The 234-nt window shown below is 56.4% G+C and carries 2 tRNA genes; both read left to right on the top strand.

Going from position 1 to position 234, the window contains the following annotated elements:
• Positions 1-63 precede the first annotated feature (63 nt).
• Positions 64-154: transfer RNA gene (locus IAE53_RS11320), tRNA-Ser, on the top strand.
• Between the two features lie 4 nt (positions 155-158).
• Positions 159-231 (top strand) — tRNA-Val (locus tag IAE53_RS11315).
• Positions 232-234: the final 3 nt, after the last annotated feature.

Below are 234 nucleotides of genomic sequence, written 5' to 3'. Positions count from 1 at the left end.
TTCCTGCGAGGATAGGACGATGCGGTGCCGTACATAAGAAGAACGAGAGCAGTAGGAAGAAACGGAGAGGTGTCCGAGTCTGGCCGAAGGAGCACGGTTGGAAACCGTGTAAGCGTGGCGACACGTTTCGAGGGTTCGAATCCCTTCCTCTCCATCATGGACGCTTAGCTCAGCTGGGAGAGCACCTGCCTTACAAGCAGGGGGTCACAGGTTCGATCCCTGTAGCGTCCATTG

Source organism: Leuconostoc sp. S50 (assembly GCF_016624925.1).
Classification (GTDB): Bacteria; Bacillota; Bacilli; order Lactobacillales; family Lactobacillaceae; genus Leuconostoc; species Leuconostoc pseudomesenteroides.
Note: the sequence above shows the minus strand (reverse complement) of the source record. Positions and strands in the feature narration are given on the sequence as shown.